General features: G+C 65.6%; 17 protein-coding genes. 7 read left to right on the forward strand and 10 right to left on the reverse strand.

Going from position 1 to position 20724, the window contains the following annotated elements; translation table 11 throughout:
* The 5 genes from bchL to bchF are packed head-to-tail and all read right to left on the reverse strand — an operon-like array spanning position 1 to position 7980.
* A complete protein-coding gene (gene bchL, locus FJU11_RS05275) occupies positions 1–903 on the reverse strand; it encodes a ferredoxin:protochlorophyllide reductase (ATP-dependent) iron-sulfur ATP-binding protein (protein WP_141165983.1) in 903 nt (300 codons plus the stop codon).
* On the reverse strand, positions 900–4634 hold the full coding sequence (locus FJU11_RS05280; RefSeq protein ID WP_141165984.1) for a magnesium chelatase subunit H: 3735 nt from the start codon (positions 4632–4634) through the stop codon (positions 900–902). Before FJU11_RS05280 ends, bchL begins: the two co-directional genes overlap by 4 nt.
* Complete coding sequence (gene bchB, locus FJU11_RS05285; protein WP_141165985.1) at positions 4606–6153, reverse strand: ferredoxin:protochlorophyllide reductase (ATP-dependent) subunit B; 1548 nt, start codon at positions 6151–6153, stop codon at positions 4606–4608. Before bchB ends, FJU11_RS05280 begins: the two co-directional genes overlap by 29 nt.
* A gap of 4 nt (positions 6154–6157) precedes the next feature.
* Positions 6158–7450: a ferredoxin:protochlorophyllide reductase (ATP-dependent) subunit N gene (locus FJU11_RS05290; RefSeq protein WP_141165986.1), complete on the reverse strand. Its 1293-nt coding sequence runs from the start codon at positions 7448–7450 to the stop codon at positions 6158–6160.
* The gene (gene bchF, locus FJU11_RS05295; protein WP_235890834.1) at positions 7450–7980 is read right to left on the reverse strand and encodes a 2-vinyl bacteriochlorophyllide hydratase; all 531 of its coding nucleotides are present in this window, start codon (positions 7978–7980) and stop codon (positions 7450–7452) included. The genes FJU11_RS05290 and bchF overlap by 1 nt, the downstream gene beginning before the upstream one ends.
* A gap of 202 nt (positions 7981–8182) precedes the next feature.
* Here bchF and FJU11_RS05300 point away from each other — a divergent pair, with 202 nt between their 5' ends.
* From FJU11_RS05300 to FJU11_RS05320, 5 genes are all read left to right on the forward strand, one after another.
* Complete coding sequence (locus tag FJU11_RS05300; RefSeq protein WP_181408055.1) at positions 8183–9034, forward strand: cobalamin B12-binding domain-containing protein; 852 nt, start codon at positions 8183–8185, stop codon at positions 9032–9034.
* Positions 9035–9070: 36 nt separating this feature from the next.
* Positions 9071–10498 (forward strand): transcriptional regulator PpsR, encoded by a 1428-nt coding sequence (ppsR, locus tag FJU11_RS05305; RefSeq protein WP_141165989.1) that lies wholly within the window; start codon positions 9071–9073, stop codon positions 10496–10498.
* A 76-nt stretch (positions 10499–10574) separates the two neighbouring features.
* The gene (chlG, locus tag FJU11_RS05310) at positions 10575–11468 is read left to right on the forward strand and encodes a chlorophyll synthase ChlG (protein ID WP_141166033.1); all 894 of its coding nucleotides are present in this window, start codon (positions 10575–10577) and stop codon (positions 11466–11468) included.
* 47 nt (positions 11469–11515) lie between these two features.
* Positions 11516–12760 (forward strand): geranylgeranyl diphosphate reductase, encoded by a 1245-nt coding sequence (locus FJU11_RS05315; RefSeq protein ID WP_141165990.1) that lies wholly within the window; start codon positions 11516–11518, stop codon positions 12758–12760.
* A gap of 261 nt (positions 12761–13021) precedes the next feature.
* On the forward strand, positions 13022–13213 hold the full coding sequence (locus tag FJU11_RS05320) for a hypothetical protein (protein WP_141165991.1): 192 nt from the start codon (positions 13022–13024) through the stop codon (positions 13211–13213).
* Between the two features lie 51 nt (positions 13214–13264).
* Here FJU11_RS05320 and cueR read toward each other — a convergent pair whose 3' ends face one another.
* Complete coding sequence (gene cueR, locus FJU11_RS05325; RefSeq protein ID WP_141165992.1) at positions 13265–13654, reverse strand: Cu(I)-responsive transcriptional regulator; 390 nt, start codon at positions 13652–13654, stop codon at positions 13265–13267.
* Positions 13651–14223, reverse strand: a complete 573-nt coding sequence (locus FJU11_RS05330) for a hypothetical protein (RefSeq protein WP_141165993.1) — start codon at positions 14221–14223, stop codon at positions 13651–13653. Before FJU11_RS05330 ends, cueR begins: the two co-directional genes overlap by 4 nt.
* Positions 14224–14409: 186 nt before the next feature.
* On the opposite strand from FJU11_RS05330, the gene FJU11_RS05335 reads away from it, so the two are divergent.
* Both FJU11_RS05335 and FJU11_RS05340 read left to right on the forward strand, forming a co-directional pair.
* Positions 14410–15402, forward strand: coding sequence for a cation diffusion facilitator family transporter (locus tag FJU11_RS05335; protein WP_141165994.1), 993 nt, complete (start codon positions 14410–14412; stop codon positions 15400–15402).
* A gap of 183 nt (positions 15403–15585) precedes the next feature.
* Positions 15586–16935 (forward strand): L,D-transpeptidase, encoded by a 1350-nt coding sequence (locus FJU11_RS05340; protein ID WP_235890825.1) that lies wholly within the window; start codon positions 15586–15588, stop codon positions 16933–16935.
* Between the two features lie 20 nt (positions 16936–16955).
* On the opposite strand, the gene FJU11_RS05345 is transcribed toward FJU11_RS05340, so the two are convergent.
* The 3 genes from FJU11_RS05345 to proS are packed head-to-tail and all read right to left on the reverse strand — an operon-like array spanning position 16956 to position 20322.
* On the reverse strand, positions 16956–17645 hold the full coding sequence (locus FJU11_RS05345; protein ID WP_235890827.1) for an ABC transporter ATP-binding protein: 690 nt from the start codon (positions 17643–17645) through the stop codon (positions 16956–16958).
* Positions 17646–17656: 11 nt separating this feature from the next.
* Positions 17657–18967, reverse strand: coding sequence for a lipoprotein-releasing ABC transporter permease subunit (locus FJU11_RS05350; RefSeq protein ID WP_141165996.1), 1311 nt, complete (start codon positions 18965–18967; stop codon positions 17657–17659).
* Positions 18968–18990: 23 nt separating this feature from the next.
* On the reverse strand, positions 18991–20322 hold the full coding sequence (gene proS / locus FJU11_RS05355; RefSeq protein ID WP_141165997.1) for a proline--tRNA ligase: 1332 nt from the start codon (positions 20320–20322) through the stop codon (positions 18991–18993).
* Between the last annotated feature and the right edge of the window lie 402 nt (positions 20323–20724).

The following is a 20724-nucleotide window of genomic DNA, read 5'->3' on the forward strand; positions in this document are numbered from 1 at the left end:
TCATTCGAAGCCCAGGAAATCGAAGATGTCGCGGTCCTTCATGGACACGCCGGCCTGCGGCTCGACACCGGCATAAAGCTCCGCGGCAAGGCGCATATATTCGTTCTGCACGGCTTCGAGTTCCGGCGACGGCTCCATCTCGAACAGCGTCGACTTCTTCAGCCGCGACTTGCGGATGACGTCGAGATCCGGGAAATGCGCGATGCGCTCGAGGCCGGTCGCGGCATTGAAGCGATCGATCTCGTCCGTCGAGGCGGACCGGTTGGCGATGACGCCGCCGAGGCGCACGTCGTAGTTCTTCGACTTCGCCTGGATCGCGGAGACGATGCGGTTCATCGCAAAGATGGAATCGAAGTCGTTCGCCGTTACCACGAGCGCACGTTCGGCATGCTGCAGGGGCGCGGCGAACCCGCCGCAGACCACGTCGCCGAGCACGTCGAAGATGACGACGTCGGTGTCTTCGAGCAGGTGATGCTCCTTCAGGAGCTTCACCGTCTGGCCGACGACGTAGCCGCCGCAGCCGGTTCCGGCCGGCGGGCCGCCGGCTTCCACGCACATGACGCCGTTATAGCCCTCGAAGACGAAGTCCTCCGGCTGCAGTTCCTCGGAATGAAAATCGACCTGTTCCAACGCGTCGATGACGGTCGGCTGCAGCCGCTTCGTCAGCGTGAAGGTCGAATCGTGCTTCGGGTCGCAGCCGATCTGGAGAACGCGCTTGCCGAGCTTGGAAAAGGCAACGGACAGGTTCGACGAGGTCGTCGACTTGCCGATACCGCCTTTGCCGTAGATTGCGAAGACCTTAGCCGAATCGATGGTCATCGCCGGATTCATCTTGACCTGGACGCTGCCTTCGCCGTCTTCGCGACGGCGTACGGGTGTGACGGTCGAGTGGACGACGGTCATGCTGCCACCTCCATGGAAATTCCTTCGAGACGATCTTCCAGATCGTCATGGGCGTCACGCAGCGCTTCGAGCTCTTCCGGCCCTGGCTGCCAATAGTCGCGTTCCTGGGCTTCGACGAGGCGGTTCGCCATGCGTGCCGAAGCGGTCGGGTTCAACCGTGCCAGCCGCTCGCGCATTTCGGGATCGAGCAGGAAGGTTTCGGCCACGCGCCGATAGATCCACGGCTCCACGGCGCCGGTCGTCGCCGACCAGCCGAGCGTGTTCGTCACGTGACCCTCGATCTGGCGGACGCCCTCGTAGCCATGGGCGAGCATGCCCTCGATCCATTTCGGGTTCAGCATGCGGGTGCGGCTTTCGAGGGAAACCTGTTCTGAAAGGGTACGCACGCCGGCGGTGCCGCGCGTCTGGTCGCCGATATAGACCGGTACCGCCTCACCGCCGCGCGCTTCGCGGGCCGCCCGGCTGATGCCGCCGAGCGTGTCGAAATAATGGTCGATCGTGGTGACCCCGAGTTCGACGGATTCGAGGTTCTGGTAGGTCAGCGCGACGTCCGCGAGGGCCGCCTTGAGCACGGCGCTGCGTTCGGCGCAGGCGCCGTTGCGGTCGTAGGCGAAGCACTTGCGCTTGAGGTAGGTCTCGGCGAGTTCGCCCTCGCTGCCCCACGCGCCGGAATCGACCAGCATGTTGACGTTGGAACCGTAGGCACCTTCGGCGTTGGAAAAGACGCGCAGCGCTGCCGTTTCGAAGTCGCAGCCTTCAGTAGCGGCATAGGCGAGCGCGTGCTTGCGTACGAAATTCTGCGCTTCCGGCTCGTCGACGCTCGCCGCCATGAAGGCCGCTTCGGCGAGAAGTCGGGTCTGAAGCGGCAGCAGGTCGCGGAAGATGCCCGACACGGTGACGAGCACGTCGATGCGCGGCCGGCCGAGATCTGCGAGCGGGATCAATTCCGCACCGGCAAGCCGGCCGAAGCCGTCGCAGCGCGGGCGTGCGCCCATCAGCGCCATCGCCTGCGCGAGCGGACCGCCTTCGTTCTTGAGGTTGTCGGTGCCCCAGAGCACCATCGCGACCGTTTCCGGCAGGCTTTCGCCGGCGGCACAGTGGCGCGCGATCAGCCGTTCGGCCTGCGCCCTGCCCTCGCCGACGGCGAATGCGCTCGGAATGGCGAAGGGATCGAAGCCATGTATATTGCGGCCGGCAGGCACGGTTTCCGGCGCGCGCATCACGTCGCCGCCCTTGACCGGCGGCGTGAAGCCGCCTTCGAGTGCGTGCATGAGGCCGGCGATCTCGTGATCGACACCGAGGTCGCGATCAAGCGTGATCAGCCGTGTCGCGAGCTCATGCAGAGCCGCGTCGTCTGCGGCCTCGCCGAAGCGCTCGACGATCGCTTCGGCCGTCTGACCGTCGATCACGGCTTGCGCGAACGCGGATGCGGTCTCGCCGTCGAGCGTCAAACCGGCGATCGCTTCCAGCAGTTCGAGCTTTTCCTCCGTGCCGGCCGTCTCGCCGAGCACGTGCAGGCCATGGGGAACGAGCGTCTGCTCGATCTCGTCGAGCTTCACGCGCAGATCGTCGATCGCGTTTGTCGGCTCGTTCCATGCCGGTTCGCTTGAGGCGAGATCCAGTTCGGCGGCCTGCGCCTGGATCGTCTCGACGAGCGCCGCACGCTCGGACCGGTTTTCCGGCACGAGCTGGCGCCAGCGTGCGATCGAGCCGCGAAGGTCCCCCAATCCGCGATAGAGCCCCGCCTTCGCGAGCGCCGGCGCGCGGTAGCTGACCGTCGTCGCTGCCGAGCGGCGCTTGGCGACGGTCGCCTCGGAGGGGTTGTTGCCGGCGTAGAGGTAAAGGTTCGGCAGGTCGCCGATCAGCCGGTCCGGCCAGCACGTCGCACCGAGGCCGACCTGCTTGCCCGGCATGAATTCGAGCGCACCGTGCGTGCCGAAATGGAGGACGGCATCCGCGCCGAAATCCTGGCGCAGATAGCGGTAGAAGGCCGAAAAGGCGTGCGTCGGAGCGAAGTTCTTCTCGAAGAGAAGCCGCATCGGATCGCCTTCGTAGCCGAAGGCGGGCTGAAGGCCGACGAAGACATTGCCGAAGCGCGCGCCCATGACGAAGATCGAGCGACCGTCTGTGAGCTGCCGGCCGGGCGCCGGACCCCATGCCGCCTCGATCTCGGCCAGATGCGGCTCGCTGCGCACATGCGCGTCGACGTCGATCCGCGCATGAACGTTCGCCGGCGTGCCGTGGCGCTCGCGATTGCCGTCGACGAGGCGTTGGCGCAGATCGTCCTCGTCCGCCGGCAGATCGACCGAATAGCCTTCGGCCTTCAACGCCTTCAGCGTGCGCATGAGCGATGGGAAGACGGCGAGGTTCGCCGCCGTGCCGACCGCGCCGGCGTTCGGCGGGAAGTTGAAGAGCGTGATAGCGAGGTGCCGTTCGGCGGCCGGGGTCTTCCGCAGCGCGATCAGTTTTTCGACGCGTCCGGCAAGCGTCTCGGCCCGTTCGTCGTCGCAGACCATGCGCCGGCTGCCGTCGGCCGCCGGCGTGCCGGAGCGTCCGCCGAAGACGATCGGCCCGGTCGCGCCGTCGATCTCGGGGATCGCGACCATCATCGTCGCTTCGACCGGCGACAGGCCGGCATCGCTCTCGCGCCATTCCTCCACCGTTTCGAACTCGAGCGCCTGAGCGGAGAGATACGGCACGTCGAGTTCTTCGAGCAGCGCTTCGGCCGCGTGCGCGTCGTTATAGGCCGGACCGCCGACGAGCGAGAAGCCGGTGAGCGAGACCAGCGCGTCGATCGTCCGCTCGCCGTCTTCGAAGAAGAACTGCCGAGCAGCAGGCCGCGCATCGAGCCCGCTTGCGAAGGCCGGTACGACTTCGAGACCACGCGCTTCGAGCGCGGCGATCACCCCGTCATAGTGCCCCGTATCGCCGGCAAGCACGTAGGAGCGCATGACGAGGAGGCCGACGCGCCCCTTCACTTTGCCGGACGGCTTCGGCAGGCGGGAGCGGTCGGTGCCGATCCGCCCGCGCATGCGTGGATGATAAAGGCCGGTATCGGGATATTCGGTCGGCTCGGCCGCCTCGATGGTGCCACGAAGATGCGCGCGCGGGCCGCTCGCGTAGCGCCGCACAAGGAAGCGCACGAGATTGGCGATGTTTTCTTCCGAACTCGCTAGGAGATACTGCATGGCGAGGAAATAGGCGCGCACGTCCTGCGCCGTGCCCGGCACGTAGCGCAGGATCTTCGGCAGCCGGCGCAGCATCGCCATCTGCTTGGCGCCCGAACTCGCCTTGTGGCCCGTGCCGCCCTTGCCGCGCGAGCCGCGCAGGCGCTTGAGCAACTGGATCACGCCGCCGCCGGAACCATCCATCGAAAAACGGCCGAGCCGTGTCAGCCGCACGATCTCCGCACCGGCCATCGCGCCGACCATCGCGTCGCAGTGCGCGCGCCGCGCCGTCAGGTCCTCGAGCACGGGCTCGATGTGGTTTTCCATGAAGAGCATGTTGGCGACGATGATGTCGCCGCGCGCGATGTCCGCCTTGCAGCGTGCCAGTGCGTCCGGATCGCGCGCCCAGTCGGTCGCGACGTGGAAGGAAATCGTCGTGCCCGGCAGGTCGCGGGAGAGCCGGGTCTCGGCTGCACGTGCGGCCTCGGCCATGTGGGCGTCGAGCGTGATCAGCACGACGCGCACGGGCTCACCCTCAGCGGCTGAAATGCGCTTTTGCGTCATACAGCGTCTCCACGGTGATTTCCGAACGGCCCTGTTCGGCGGCATAGGCCTCGGTGTTGCGTCGTGCCTTTCCGCGCACGAAGAACGGGATCTTCTTCAGTTCCGCCTCTGCATCCGGCACCCAGATCGGCCCGTCGGCGGGCGCCACCGTCGCCGCTTCGGCTTCCGCGCGATCCGTGCCGGCCGATTCCGCCGCGAGATGCGAGGGCTGCGCGGTGTCGTTGAACTCGAAATCCTTGCGGAACATGCCGAGCAGGTGCTCCTCGAGCCCCATTGTCAGCGGATGGACGAGCGTGTCGAAGAGGACGTTCGCACCCTCGAATCCCATCAGCGGCGAGTAGCGCGCGGGAAAATCCTGCACATGCACCGGCGCGGAAATGACCGCGCAGCCGATGCCGAGGCGTTTGGCAATGTGGCGTTCCATCTGCGTGCCTAGCACCATTTCCGGTTGCGCTTCGGCGATGGCCCGCTCGACTTCGAGGTAATCGTCGGTGATCAGCGGTTCGACGCCGATTTCCTTCGCCGCCGCACGCACGTCGCGGGCGAACTCGCGCGCATAGGTGCCGAGACCGACGACCTCGAACCCCATTTCCTCGCGCGCCACGCGGGCAGCGGCGAGCGCATGCGTCGCATCGGCGAAGATAAAGACGCGCTTGCCGGTGAGGTAGTTCGAATCGACCGAGCGCGAGTACCACGGAAGTCGCGACCCGGCGCGAGCGAGCACCGGTTCGGAATCGATGCCGGCGAGTTCCGCCACCTCACGAACGAAGTCGCTCGTCGCGCCGTGACCGATCGGCACCACCGTGGTCGAAGGCTGGTCGAAGGTGCGCTTCAGCCATTTGGCGGCCGTGCCCGCGGTCTCGGGATAGAGCACCACGTTGAAGTCCGCGGCACCCAGGCGCACGAGATCGGCCGGCGTTGCCCCCATCGGCGCGGTGACGTTGATGCGGATGCCGAGTTCACCGAGCAGCTTCGTGATCTCGGCGACGTCGTCGCGATGGCGAAAGCCGAGCGCCGTGGGCCCGAGGATGTTGCAGACCGACCCCTCGCCCGCCGGGCGATGGCGCTGTGGCTCTTCCGTGTCGGCGAGCCCGCGAACGAGCTGGTAGAACGTCTCTGCGGCGCCCCAGTTTTCCTTGCGCTGATAGGATGGCAGTTCCAGCGGCACGACGGGGATCGGCAGGTTCGCAGCCCGTGCGAGGCCGGCCGGATCGTCCTGAATCAGTTCGGCCGTGCACGACGAGCCGACGAGCATCGCTTGCGGGCGGTAGCGCTCGTAGGCCTCTTCCAGCGTGCCCTTGAAGAGGGCTGCGGTATCGGTGCCGAGGTCGCGCGCCTTGAAGGTGGTGTAGGTGACCGGCGGGCGCTTGTCGCGCCGCTCGATCATGGTGAAAAGCAGGTCCGCATAGGTGTCGCCCTGCGGCGAATGCAGCACGTAGTGCACGCCCTCCATGCCGGTCGCGACGCGCATCGCGCCGACATGCGGCGGTCCTTCGTAGGTCCACACGGTGAGCTGCATGGCGCTACACCTCCAGCCGCGTGCGCCGGTCGAAGGGACGCACGAAGAGGTCGGCGAGATCACCGGCCTGCTCGTAGCCCTGGATCGGCGTGAAGACGAGTTCGATCGACCATTTGGTCGTCATGCCGTCCGCCTCGAGCGGATTGGCGAGGCCGAGGCCGCAGACGACCATGTCCGGCCGGTCGGCACGGCAGCGTTCGAGCTGGCGGTCGACGTGCTGGCCTTCGCTGAGGCGAACGGTATCCGGCAGCAGCGCGAGATCGGGGTCGAGATGTTCGCGATGGAGATAGGGTGTGCCCACCTCGCCCGGCACCATGCCCATTTCGCGCGACAGGAACCGCGCAAGCGGCACTTCGAGCTGCGAATCGGGAAAGAAGAAGATCGACTTGCCTTCGAGCGCGCCGCGACGCTTCGCCGTCGCGGCCTTCGCGCGGGCTTCCGGCGCGGCCGTCGCAGCACGGAACCGCATGGGTTCGACGCCGAAGGCATCGGCGGCTGCCTTCAGCCAACCGGTCGTGCCCTCCGCTCCGAGCGGGAACGGTGCTGCGAGCCGGTTCGCGCCGCGATCGGAGAGCTTGCGCGCCGTCTCCGTCAGAAAGGGCTGGGCGAGCAGGAAACGGGTGTTCGGGCCGACCGAGGGTAATTCGCCGGATCGCCGAGGCGGCAGGAACGCGACGTTCTCGATCCCCATCTCGTCGAAAAGCCGCTGGAACTGGTCCTCCACGACATCGGCGAGCGTGCCGACGACGAGGAGGTCGGCTTCCGCTTCCGGCTCGGTCGCCGGCATGCAGTCGACGAGGCTCGCGAGGCACTGGTCCTCACCCTCGGTGAAGGTCGTCTCGATGCCGGAGCCCGTATAGTTCAGGATACGCACGTCCGGTGCGTAGTTCGCCGAGAGACGCTGCGCTGCCTTCTTCAGGTCGAGCTTGATGACTTCCGACGGGCAGGAGCCGACGAGGAAGAGCATCTTCACTTCCGGCCGGCGTTCGAGCACCTGGGCGACGACGCGGTCGAGTTCCTCGTTGGCGTCGGCGAGCCCGGCGAGATCGCGCTCTTCCATGACGGCGGTCGCAAATCGCGGTTCGGCGAAGATCATCACGCCTGCCGCGGACTGGATGAGGTGCGCGCAGGTGCGAGACCCGACGACGAGAAAGAAGGCGTCCTGGATCTTGCGATGCAGCCAGACGATTCCCGTCAGCCCGCAGAACACCTCGTGCTGTCCGCGTTCGCGCAGCACGTCGGCGTCACGGCAGCCGGCGACGGGTTCGGCGGGAGTGAGCGTGGTGGAGGCGTTCATCAGGCGAAGGCCTCCGGTCCCGCTGTCGTCGCCCGGCGCGCCGCTTCCTCCTGCTTGCGCGCGGCGCGCAGCTTGAAGACGAACTGACCGGCGTTGACGACGTAGGTCGCATAGGCGGCGAGCGCGACGATCAGCTGCAAGTGCACGCCGTCCGCATGGAAGACGAGAAGCGCCAGATAGGCCGTGTGCAGTGCGATCACGACCATGCTCACCGCGTCTTCCCAGAAGAATGCGGGCGCGAAGAGGTAGCGGCCGAAGACGACCTTCTCCCAGATCGAGCCGGTGACCATGATGGCGTAGAGGACGCACGTCTTCACCACCACCGAGGCGGTGGCGAGCGCATACCCCTCGCCGGTCGAAAGGGCGTGCAGCACCAGCGTCAGGCTGACGAGGAAGACGAGGAACTGCACCGGCGCGAGAACCCCCTGGACCATGGTCCAGCCGGTCGCGTCGCGGCGCTTGCGCTCTTCCGCCGTGTAAAGCCCTTCGCCGCTGAGCCGCCGACCCGATGAAGCGGCGTTCGGGATCATGTCCGTCGAACGGTGCGAAGTCATGGTCGCGAGAGTGATCTTCGCCTTGCCGAGTGTCAAGCTGAATTGACGCTGACGAAATGCGGTCGAGATGTCGCAGCCCGCATCTTTACTTACGGACGCGGACGGGCGTAGACTTTGATCGTGGGGATGTCCGGGGGGACAAGCCGGACGACCAGATCGGGAAAAAGATGAGGGAGCGATGCCCATGCCGCACATCGCGCATGAGTTGCAAGTCGAGCGGGCTGTGCGTGCACAGCCAGTGTATCCACCGTCGGAAGATGACTTTCGCAACGCGCTGAGGGGCGTCGTTCGCGACAAGGTTGCCGGTGAACTCCGCAAGCGGCACTCCGCCGTCGAACGCCAGGCTACGCAAAGCCGTGCGGACGAGGACTTTGGCACCTTCCTGCACCTGTTGCTCGAAGGACGGCGCGACGACCTCGCCAAGTTCGCCGCCGCGAGCGGCAGCGCCAAGCACGTATGTCAAGCATTCCTGACACCCGCCGCGCGGTGCATCGGCGATCTTTGGGTGGCGGATCGCCTGAGCTTCGTCGACGTCACGCACAAGACTGCAATGCTGCAACGGCTGATGCGCGAGCGCTTCATGGCGGAAGCCGACGATGCCTGCCTGCCGCTCGACTCGGCCGACCGGTCGATCCTGCTCGCCGCAGCGGACGACGAGCAGCATACCTTCGGTCTGGCGATGGTCGCCGAGCATTTCTGGGCCGCCGGATGGGAGGTGGAACTCGCGAACCGCGGCGACCTCAAGGAAGCGGGAAAGCTCGCGGCCTCACGTCCCTTCTCGCTGATCGGGCTTTCCGTCGGGCATCGCCGGCACCTCGACGAACTGTCGGACAAGGTCGCGTTCCTGCGCCGTTCCTCCTGCGACGAATCGAGCTGCCTGATGCTCGGAGGCCCCGCCTTCCAGGACGAATCACCGCGCAGGGTCGAGCGGTACGGCGCCGACATCGTGTGCCAGGATGCCGCCCACGCCGTGGCATCCGGCGAAAGCTTTATCTCGACAAAAAGTCTTGGTAGGTCCTCGACGTCATGAAACCCGCCATATCCTGACGGAACGAGACCCTTGCCTATGGAAGCCGAATCCGTGCCCGAGGTCGTGGCCTTCGCAGAACCGGAAGCGGCCTTTTCAGATCTCGAAGCCGAACTGGTCGGCCGCCTCCTCGTCGCAGCCGCGGACATCGCCATGGTCGTGGAGGCCGAAGGGCGTATCCGCGACGTCGCGTTCGGCGACGGCCATTACGACGGCGATGCCGGTCGCGACTGGGTCGGCCGCAAGTTTTCCGAGATCGTAACGTCGGAATGCCTGCCGAAGGTCGAGCGTATGCTCGCCATGGAAGGCCCGTCCGCCGAGCGACTCTGGCACGAGATCAACCATCCGAGCGATTCGGGAACGGACCGTCCGATACGATACAGGGTCGTTCCTCTCAGCCGGAAGGGCCACGCCATCTTTCTCGGCCGCGACCTCGGCTCGGTCTCCCAATTGCAGCAGCGCGCGATCGAAGCCGAACTTTCCATCGAGCGTGAATACGCCCATGCGCGAAACGTCGAGATGCAGGCCCGCGCGCTCCTCGAAACGGCGCCCGATGCCGTCATCATCGCTGATGCGGTGAGCCTGGCGATCGACGAGGCGAACGCTGCGGCGGCAGAGCTTCTCGATGTCGACCGCACGAGCCTGGACGGACAGTCGCTCGGCGAGCATCTGGACGGCCCTGAGGGCAAGACGCTGCGCGCCGCCCTCGACGCGGCGGTGCGCGAGCGAACGGCCCGCATCCGCCTGTTCGTGAAGAACGCCGATCGGGAAAGCGAGGTCAACGTCTCGTTCATGCGGCGCGAGGGACGGCGCCACATTGTCCTGAGGCTGTTGCCGCCCGAACGCGACTATTCCGCGGACCGGGCCAATCCGGCGCTCGACCGGTTCCTGTCGCAGTTTCCCGAGGCGCTCGTCGTCACCGACGCCAAACTCAACATCGTCGCGGCGAACGACGCGTTCCTCGACCTTTCCGGTGTTCCCGACCTTTCGCGCATCGTCGGGGCGCCGCTCGGAAACCTGCTCGGCGAACACGAACTGGACACTGCGCTGCTCGCGTCGAACCTCAAGACCAAACGCATGGTCAAGCAGTTCACGACGATCCTGAAAGGCTGGTGGCGCAGCGGCCGGCAGCCCGTGTCGGTCAGTGCCGGCCACACGAATTTCGGCGGACGCGAGACCTACGGCTTTCTCGTGAGGCCGGAAAACGCGGTTTCGCGGCCGACCGGCGAGCGGAACCACAAGATCCGGCCGGCAAACGAGATGATCGACCTCGTAGGCCGCATGCCGCTTCGCGACATCGTGCGCGAGACGACGGGAATCATCGAACAGATGTGCCTCGAGGCGGCCCTCGAAACGACGGGCCAGAACCGCGCTTCGGCCGCCGAACTCCTCGGTCTTAGCCGCCAGGGCCTCTATTCCAAGCTCAATCGCTACGGGCTTTCGGGTCCCTCGCCGGACGATGCCTGACCGCCGACTATCGCGGGTGACAGGAGTGTCAATTCAACTTGACGCATGTCGGGGCCGTCTCTAGCATTCCGGCATGATGCGTTCACTTTCGGCTTCCGTTTCCGGTCCGCCTTTTTCGCCTGCCACGGTCATCGAGCTCGCCAAGCCGGTTACGTGGTTCGCGCCGATGTGGGCGTTCATGTGCGGCAGCGTTTCGGCCGGCCTGAGCCGTGGCGACGCGCCGATGGCGTTTGCCGGGGTCGTGCTTGCGGGCCCGCTCCTCTGCGCGACGAGCCAGATCGTCAACGAATGGTACGACCGCGACGTCGACGCCATCAACCAGCCCGAACGTCCGATTCCCTCGGGGCGCATCCCGGGCCGGTGGGGGCTTGCACTGGCGGTCGTGGCAAGCGTCGTGTCGCTTGCGTTCGCCGCTCTCCTCGGGCCGGTCGTGCTTTGGGGTGCGCTCGCGGGGCTCGTTCTCGCCTGGGCCTACAGCGCGCCGCCGCTGCGCCTGAAGCGCAATGGCTGGTATGGCAACGCCGCCGTCGCGATCTCCTACGAGGGGCTTGCCTGGTTCACGGGTGCGGCCGTCATCGCCGGCGGCGTGCCGGACGGGCATATCCTGGTCCTCGCCGCCCTCTACAGTCTCGGTGCGCACGGCATCATGACGCTCAACGATTTCAAGTCGGTGGCCGGCGACCGCGCGAGCGGCATCCGCTCCCTGCCCGCCCGCTACGGCGTTCAGGGCGCGGCGCGGATCGCCTGCGCGCTGATGGCAGGGGCACAGGTCGCGGTCTGCATCGCACTCTTCGTCTGGGGCGCACCGATGCATGCGGCGATCGTCGCGGCGATGCTGGTCGTACAGGTCGGCCTGATGCGCCGCCTCATGAAGGACTGCGCCGGACGGGCCGCCTGGTACAACGCGACCGGAACGAGCCTCTACGTGCTTGGCATGCTGGTCAGCGCGCTGGCCGTATCCGCGGGATGATGCGACCGAGGGAAGACGCCAACGAAGCGAGTTCGAAAGGAACGACGATGAACGAGCAGGCGGCGCAGGATTCGCAGACCTATGACGTCGTCGTCGTCGGCGGCGGGCCGGCGGGCGCGACCGTCGCGCACGAACTCGCCGGCGAAGGCCGCATGGTGCTGCTCGTCGACCGGGAGGAGCGCATCAAGCCGTGCGGCGGTGCGATCCCCCCTGCCCTCATCCGTGATTTCGCGATCGACGAAAGCCTGCTCGTCGCCCGCATCCGATCCGCGCAGATGATCGCGCCGAGCGAACGGCGCGTCGACATGCCGATCGAGGACGGCTTCGTCGGCATGGTCGACCGCGAGGATTTCGACGCGTGGCTGCGCGAACGCGCGGTTGCGGCCGGCGCCGAACGACGGCGCGCCGTCTTCCGCACCTTCGAGCGCGACCCGGACGGTACGCCGCGCCTGACCTTCGCCGTCAAGGAAGCGGGCCGACGGGAGCCGGAGACCTTTTCGATCCGCGCGCGATGCGTCGTCGGCGCGGACGGGGCGCGTTCCGCCGTCGGTCGGCAGGCGGTGAAGGGTGCCGACAAGGTGCGGTGCGTCTTCGCCTATCACGAAATCGTGGACTCGCCGCGCGAGACGGCCGCCTTCGACCCGGAGCGTTGCGACGTCTACTATCAGGGCCGAATCTCGCCGGATTTCTACGGCTGGATCTTCCCTCACGGTCCGCGCACCAGCATCGGCACGGGGACGGCCCGCAAGGGATACGGCCTGCGCGACGCGGTGACCCGCCTTCGCGCCACCGTCGGCATGGAAGGATGCACGACGATCCGGCGCGAGGGCGCGCCGATCCCGATGAAGCCTTTGAAGCGCTGGGACAACGGCCGCGACGTCGTGCTGGCGGGGGACGCCGCCGGCGTCGTCGCACCGGCCTCCGGCGAAGGCATCTACTACGCCATGGTCAGCGCGCGGCGCGTCGGCGAAGCCGTCTTGGCCTTCCTCGAAAGCGGCGACGCCAAGGCTCTGGCGACGGCGCGCCGGCGTTTCATGCGCGAGCACGGGCGCGTCTTCCGCGTCCTCTCCATCCTGCAGGCCGTATGGTATCGCTCCGACCGCCAGCGCGAGCGCTTCGTCTCGATCTGCCGCGACCGCGACGTCCAGCGGCTCACCTGGGAGGCGTACATGAACAAGAAGCTGGTGCGCCATCAGCCGTTCGCCCATCTCCGCGTCTTCTTCAAGGACGTCGCGCACCTTCTCGGGCTCGCGGATGGACGAGGAAGAACACGGCAAAGATCGTCCGGCTAGACGCTTCGCGCGTTTGGTGAGCATCGCTCGCTCATGCCGCGAAGTGGCGCTCCGATGCTGATCGATTGGAGCCTGCGCAATCCGGCCATGCGGATGTCATCGAGCGCGTCCGGTTCATCGTAGACGTAAGGTTCGCCTGGAAGCACGATCTCGCCGACATTGGTTCGCTGAATGCACAAACCATTCCAAACCTCTGTGTCAACGCGGAAGTTTGCCTTCGGCACCGTTGGCATTGCGGTGATTTCGCTTTAGGATTAGCGCATGGATATCATGGCTCGCCTGATGCTGCGCATGGCGCGATGGGTCCGCCGCCCGCCTTCCCGCTCGCAGGTAATCGCGGCGGCCGTGGCCGTCGCCTTCGCGCTCATTGTCGGCGGACTGCAGACGCTCGGTTACTGGCCGGATGCCCTGACGACGCAGAGGCTCCCGCACCATATTCATATGCTCCGGTGATACGACCCCGCTCGTTCTGCGACGCCCCGAAGGCGGCAGGCGGCTTGCCCCTCACTCGCTGCCGGCGAGGTCTTCCAGTATGGGGCAGTCCGGCCGATCGTCGCCGTGGCAAGTCGTTGCGAGATGGGCGAGCGTCTCGCGCAGCGCATGCAACTCGGCGACCTTCCGATCGATCTCGGCGATCTTGGTCTCGGCGATCGCCTTGACGTCCGCGCTCGCGCGGGCACGGTCGGAATAAAGGGCCAGCAGCTGGCGGCATTCCTCGATGGTGAAACCGAGGTCGCGCGCGCGATGGAGGAAGCGTAGCCGGTGCACATCCGCCTCCTCGTAGGCGCGATAGCCGTTTTCGCTCCGTCCGGGTGTTACGAGCGCGATCTCCTCGTAGTAGCGGATCGTCTTGGGAGGCAGGCCGGAACGCTCGGCCGCGACGCCGATGTTCACTGGTCCTGTCCGGTGCCGTTCCCGTCGGGCTGGACCGAAGGGCTTTTCGTATAAACGACCACGGTCTTTTCACGGTCCCCGTCGACGCGTGCGCCGACGATCATCGAGGGCGAGATGGATTGCGCGTTCAGCGCCGCGTAGGTCAGCGCGTTCGCCTCGAGCGCGGTCTGAAGCTGGCCGACATCCTCCGCGTTGTTATCCGCCGCCTTGGTGATGCGCGTGCGGTCCGGCTTGTCGGCAACCTTGTCGATATAGACGATATGGACGTCCGCCAGCGAGGAAAGCTCGGTGATGGCGTTGGCGGCCGAACCGCTCGCCTTGACGGCCTTCAGGATCTCGCTCGTATCGACGCCGTCTTCCTTCTGCTTGACGACCATGGTCGAGCCGAACGGGGCGATCGTCTTTTCGTCGGGAGCGTTCTGCTGGGCATGCGCGATGCTCGTCGCGACCACCGCAAGGGCGAGCGCGGCCGCCGCCAGCAGCGACGATGCGCGCGGCGGCCTCGTCCGCCGAAGGTCTACCGCCGGTCCCGACGCCACTATTGGATTGGCCCATGCCGTTCGAATCATGATGCGCCCTTTTCGTCCTCGCCGGTCACCTGCCGGCGCTTCGCTTCGATATTCCTTTGCATGGCGCAGAACGCGCGGGAGGCGCAAGCGTTCGATGGAAACCCATGCCGGAATGCCCGTCCTGCCGGCGGACTTGTTCGTATCCTTCGTGGACCATATACGTTTGCAGCAAGGAGACCGATCCGCATGCCCGAAAGCCATGGCCACGACCACCATCACCACGGGGATCACGACCACGGTCATCACGACCACGGGGATCACGATCACGGGCACCATCACGGTCCGGGCGGACATGTCCATGCGCCGGCCACCTTCGGCAAGGCCTTCGCGATCGGCATCACACTCAACATCGTCTTCGTCGCGCTCGAGGCGATCTACGGCGTTCTCGGCAATTCCATGGCGCTGCTCGCCGATGCCGGGCACAACCTTTCTGACGTGCTGGGGCTCGTCGTCGCCTGGGTCGCGGTCCTCCTCGGGAACAGGCCACCGAGCGGCCGCTTCACCTACGGACTGCGCAGTTCGTCGATCCTGGCAGCGCTCTTCAACGCGATCATCCTGCTCGTGGCGGTCGGCGGCATCGCGACCGAGGCGATCCGGCGGCTGATCGAGCCCGGTCCGGTCGCCGGCGTCACGGTGATGGTCGTCGCAGGCATCGGTATCGTCATCAACGCCGTCACGGCCTGGCTCTTCGCTTCCGGCAGCAAGGGCGACCTCAACATTCGCGGCGCCTATCTGCATATGCTGGCCGATACGGGCGTTTCGATCGGCGTCGTCGTCGCAGGCCTTCTCATCATGTGGACGGGACTTGCATGGATCGATCCGGTCGTCAGCCTCGTCATCGCCGCCGTGATCCTTTGGAGCACCTGGGGCCTGCTTACCGAAAGCGCGTCGATGTCGCTCAACGCCGCGCCGTCGGAAATCGACACGCACGAAGTGCGCGCCGCCCTCGCCGAGTGTAAGGGCGTCACCGAGGTCCACGACCTGCATGTCTGGGCGATGAGCACCAGCGAAACGGCGCTGACCTGCCATCTCGTCATGCCCGAAGGCTACCCGGGCACGCATTTCCTGCAGGAGACGGCAAGCATGCTCGACGAACGCTTCGGCATCGGCCATCCGACGCTGCAGATCGAGACGGACGCCGAGGCGCGATGCCGCCTCGCACCGGCCGAAGTCGTCTAGAACTCCTTGTCCTGCGCATTGCTTGCGACGCCGGACTGGATCAATCTGGCCGGGAAATGCCCAGGTTTCGACCATGGCTAGCCGGCCCGTTAATGGTACGTTCACCATGTTTCTGCCCTTAATGGGGCGATGTGAAGCAATCGTTGCATTCACGCGTTTAACGCGAGTGTATCGAATCCGGACATGACGATGATCAGCCCCGCCGCGACTGCCTTCCTCTCCGCAACGACGCTTGCCCTGCTCTTGAGCACGGGTGCTGCGAGCGCACAGACGATCGTCGATTACGGGCCCGAAGGACCGATGGTGCTCGTGACGCCGGACGGGCGCGTTCTCGACGGCATCCCGGAACAGGGCAGCGTCGACGTCTACTGGGATCCCGACGGCCGGCGTGTGCTCGTCGGGCGGGACGGGCGCAAGGTCGCGACCGAGGTGCCGCTCGACCAGCTGGAAGGCAAGCGCGGATACGACCGTCTTCCAAGGTCCACCCGCCGCGGTGACGTCGAACGCCAGGATCTTCCGTCCAGGCGGGACCAAGGTGGCTATACGGGTCTCGACCGCAGCCGCATTCCGGTCATCGCCGCGCCGGATACGCAGCCGCAGGGCAACGCGAACAACCGGACAGACACCGGCAACGACGCCGAACGGCCCATTTCGCCGACGACGGGCAACGCCGAGCCTTCGGCCGCGGACAAGCTTCAAGTCGCCCGCCTGCAGGTAATGCTCGATCGCGCCGGTGCGTCTCCGGGTGTCATCGACGGACGCATGGGCGGCAACGTGAACAAGGCGCTCGACGCCTATGCGACGATGACCGGACAGCATCCCGGCCCGAAGGACCGCGAGGCCATCCGTAGTAAGCTGATGGAAACGGGCGGGCCGGCGTTCCAGAAATATACGATCACCCCGTCCGACGCCGCCGGCCCCTATGTCGCTTCGGTTCCTTCCGACTACGGCAAGAAGGCCGAGATGAAGCAGCTCGGCTATACCTCGACCGCGGAAATGCTCGCCGAACGCTTCCATATGGACGAGGATTACCTGAAGGCGCTCAACCCCGGTGCCAACCTTTCCGTACCCGGAACCGAAATCAAGGTCGCCCGACCGGGGCGGAACGTGACGGGGTCGGTCAGCCTCATCGTCGCCGACAAGACGAAGGAACAGGTCCGCGCCTACGACGCTAACGGCAATCTGCTCGCGGCCTATCCGACGACGATCGGCTCGACGGATACGCCCTCGCCGTCCGGCACCGTCACCGTGGAAGCGGTCGCCAAGGATCCGACCTATACCTACAATCCGAAGATCAACTTCAAGCAGGGCTCGAACGACAAGGCGCTGACCATTCCGCCAGGGCCGAACGGTCCCGTCGGCAATATGTGGATCGACCTTTCCAAGCCCACCTACGGCATCCACGGCACGCCGGAACCCTCGCTGATCGGCAAGACCAACAGCCATGGCTGTGTGCGTCTGACCAACTGGGACGCCGCCGAACTGGCCGCGATGGTCAAGAAGGGCGTGACGGTGAAGTTCGTCGGCGGCTGAGCTCTGCGCTTTCGCTTCGCTCAGTAATCGACGACGCGTCCATCCTGCAGGGTCACGCGTCGATCCATCCGGTTGGCGATCTCGTGGTTGTGCGTGGCGATGAGTGCGGCCAGGCCCGACTGGCGCACCAGCGCTTCGAGTGCCTCGAAAACGTAGCCCGCCGTCTCCGGATCGAGATTGCCCGTCGGTTCGTCGGCAAGCAGGATCGACGGCGCGTTGGCCACGGCCCGCGCGATCGCGACGCGCTGCTGTTCGCCACCTGAAAGTTCGGCCGGGCGATGGTGTCCGCGATGGCCGATGCGCATGTAGTCAAGCAACTGCTCTGCGCGTTCCTGCGCCTGCGGCTGCTTCAGACCGGCGATCATCTGCGGCATCATGATGTTCTCGGCGGCCGTGAACTCCGGCAGCAGATGATGGAACTGATAGACGAAGCCGATATCCGATCGCCGCATGGCCGTGCGCCTTGCATCCGAAAGGCCGCCGCACGGCTCGCCGCGCAGAAACACGTCCCCCTCCTCCGCCCGCTCGAGCAGACCCGCGACGTGGAGAAGGGTCGACTTGCCGGCCCCGGAAGGCGCGACGAGCGCGACCGTCTCTCCGGCGTTCATGGCGAAGTCGGCTTCCTTCAGGATGACGAGCGGCTGGTCGGCCTGGGCATATTGCCGGGTGACCTTTTCCAGCCGAAGAACGGTGCGCGCTGCGGGTTCCAAGGGATGCGGCCTCATTCGTAACGCAGAGCCTGGACCGGATCGAGCCTCGAGGCGCGCCACGCTGGGAACAGCGTGGCAAGGAAGGACAGGCCGATCGACATGCCGACGACCGCCGCCGTTTCCCCGAGGTTCATCTTGGCTGGGAGCTGGCTCAGGAAATAGAGTTCCGGATTGAACAGCGTCACCCCGAGCGTCCAGGAAAGGAATTCCTGGATCGAATCGATGTTCCAGCACACGAGCACGCCGATGATCAGCCCGGCGAGCGTGCCGGCGATGCCGATTGCCGCTCCGGTCATGAAGAAGATGCGCATGACCGCGCCCGAGGTCGCACCCATCGTGCGCAGGATGGCGATGTCGCTGCCCTTGTCCTTGACCAGCATTATGAGGCCCGAGACGATGTTCAGCGCCGCGACGAGCACGATCAGCATCAGAATCACGAACATGACGTTGCGCTCGACCTGCAGGGCCGAGAAGAAGCTCTGATTGCGCTGGCGCCAGTCCGTGATGAAGATCTGGCGGCCGGCCGCCTTCTCGATCGCCGGTCTGAGCGCGCCGACATTGCCGGGGTCGTCGACATACAGTTCGATCGACTGAACCTTGCCCTCGGAGTTGAAGTAGAGCTGCGCCTGGCTGAGCGGCATGAAGATGATCGAGGAGTCGTATTCCGACATGCCGACGGAGAAAATACCGGAAATCTGGTAGGATTTTACGCGTGGCGTCATGCCGAGCGGCGTCACGTCGCCTTCTGGAGAGATGAGCTTGATCTCGTCGCCGATGCCGAGCCCGAGACTTTCGGCCATGCGCTGGCCGACGAGGACGCCGTTGCCCGAATTGAAGCTTTTCAGATCGCCGGACTTGATGTTGCCGGACACGAGGGTGAGCTTGTCGAGATTGGAAGGCGCGATGCCGCGCACAAGCGCGCCGGTACCCGCCCCGTTCGCACCCGAGGCAAGCGTCTGCCCCTCGACGAGCGGGATCGCCAGACGTACGCCCGCGACGTCGCGCAGGCGCTTGGCGAGCGAATCGTAGTCGGTAAGCGGGCCGTCGATCGGCTGCACGACCATGTGGCCGTTGATGCCGAGAATGCGGGTGATGAGTTCGGTTCGAAAGCCGTTCATCACCGCCATGACGATGATGAGTGTGGCGACGCCGAGCATGATGCCGAGAAAGGAAAAGCCGGCGATGACGGAGATCGTCGCTTCCTTGCGTCGGGCGCGAAGGTAGCGCCAGGCGACCAGCCGCTCGAAGACCGAGAACGGCCCTGCCGGTCTCGGCGTAGCCGCATCCGCCTGCCCTTGCGCGGTCGTAGACTGCGCGACCATCGGCCTCTCCTCGTGCTTGCTGATCAGCGCCCGTCCGTCAGCCGGTTGATCGCGGCTTCGACGCTCAGCGTCTCGCGCTCGCCGGTGCGCCTGTTCTTGACCTCTACCTCGCTCGAGGCGATGGAACGCGGGCCGACGACGACTTGCGTCGGCACCCCGACGAGATCGGCGGTGGCGAACTTCGAGCCGGCGCGTTCGTCGGTATCGTCGTAGAGCACGTCGAGGCCGGCATTCGCGGCCGCTTCGTAGATGCGTTCGCAGGCGGCGTCGCAGGCTTCGTCACCGGCCTTCATGGAAATCAGCATCAGGTCGAAGGGCGCGACCGCGTCCGGCCAGACGATGCCGCCATCGTCATGCGATGCTTCGATGATCGCCGCCACGAGGCGCGTCGGGCCGATGCCGTAAGAGCCCATGTGCACGGCATGCTCCTGTCCGTCGGGCCCGGTGACTTTCGCGTTCAGCGGTTCGGAATACTTCGTCCCGAAATAGAAGATATGGCCGACCTCGATGCCGCGAGCCGATACGCGGGCATCCTGCGGCACCTCGTTCTCGTAACGCTCGACCTCGTGCATGTCCTCGGTCGCGGCGTAGAGCGTGGTCCATTTATCGACGATCGACGCCAGGCCGCCGGCATCGCGAAAATCCGTATCGGATCCCGGAACGTCGAAATCGAGAATGTCGCGGTGGCAGAACACTTCCGACTCGCCCGTCTCGGCGAGGATGATGAACTCGTGGCTGAGATCGCCGCCGATCGGCCCGGTTTCCGCGCGCATCGGGATCGATTTCAGGCCCATGCGCGCGAAGGTGCGCAGATACGCCACGAACATGCGGTGATACGATTCGCGCGCGCGATCGAGGTCGAGGTCGAAGGAATAGGCGTCCTTCATCATGAACTCGCGCGAGCGCATGGTTCCGAAGCGCGGACGGATCTCGTCGCGAAACTTGGTCTGGATGTGGTAGAGGTTGAGCGGCAGGTCCTTGTAGGAGCGCACGTAGGTGCGGAAGATGTCCGTCACCATCTCCTCGTTGGTCGGACCGTAGAGCATTGCCCGGTCCTGCCGGTCGGTGATGCGCAGCATCTCCTTGCCGTAGGCGTCGTAACGCCCGCTTTCCATCCACAGGTCCGCCGACTGCACCGTCGGCATGAGGATTTCCTCCGCGCCGGCGCGGTTCTGTTCCTCGCGGATGATGGTGTTGACCTTGTCGAGCACGCGTTTGCCGAGCGGAAGCCACGAATAGATGCCCGAGGATTGCTGCCGGATCATGCCCGCGCGCAGCATGAGGCGATGGGAGACGATCTCCGCTTCCTTGGGGTTCTCCTTCAGGATCGGCAGGAAATATCGCGAAAGGCGCATGAAGGTCGTTTCTCGCAGTTTCTTCTGCTCGGTGAGGCGAATCCCGGCCGCCGACGCAGCCTTGCGTGGTCTTAGACGCTTCGGCGCACGATGGAAAGACGCCATCTCGACGGCGAATTGCCGCGAACCGCGTCGGGCAGAATGGGTGATACGCAGGATTGGAGACAGTGTGTCATTTTTCTGATGACAACCAAAGGTTCTTTTGCTAATGAACGATTATCAAAGAGGCAGGCGCTCGAACATCTGCCCATTTCGCGAGCAAGTCTTGGGAGGATAAGATCTTAGGCGCGGCTTCATTGCTGCAGCCCCTACGGGAAGAGATCACGCGACGCTTATACAAAAGGCCTTCGGGCCTTTTTTTTTGCTCTGCCATCGGCCGTTCTGCATCTTGCGGGTCAGCCG

It is taken from the genome of Pararhizobium mangrovi, assembly GCF_006516965.1.
Lineage (GTDB): Bacteria > Pseudomonadota > Alphaproteobacteria > Rhizobiales > Rhizobiaceae > Pararhizobium_B > Pararhizobium_B mangrovi.